This is a genomic window from Polaribacter sargassicola (assembly GCF_021991835.1).
Classification (GTDB): domain Bacteria; phylum Bacteroidota; class Bacteroidia; order Flavobacteriales; family Flavobacteriaceae; genus Polaribacter; species Polaribacter sargassicola.
Window position 1 is genome coordinate 1 of sequence record NZ_JAHDAU010000199.1, and the last position, 290, is coordinate 290.

The following is a 290-nucleotide window of genomic DNA, read 5'->3' on the forward strand; positions in this document are numbered from 1 at the left end:
TGGAGAAGCACTTCGTAGAGCCCGCCGATACGGCGACCCTCGTCCGGTTCGCGAACGCCGCGATCACGGGATCTGCTCGAGACCTCACCTGGCTGCACCTGCCCGTGCCGATCGACCGCGACGACGAGGCCTACTTCGCCCCGCTCGCCGGCCTCGCCCCGACCTCCGAGCTCTACCTCGGACTCGTGCACCGCGAGGACGGCGCCGAGGGTGCGCGACGGCGCATCGCCGCGGCATCCGCCGTCGTCGCGCGCTTCGGCGTCGCCACGGAATGCGGTATCGGGCGCGCC

Annotated in this window: 1 protein-coding gene; it reads left to right on the plus strand. The window is 72.4% G+C overall.

Annotation, left to right across the window (positions count from 1 at the left end; translation table 11 throughout):
* Positions 1 to 290: hypothetical protein (locus KI686_RS17285; protein ID WP_237590397.1), on the plus strand; the 290-nt coding region annotated here is incomplete at both ends.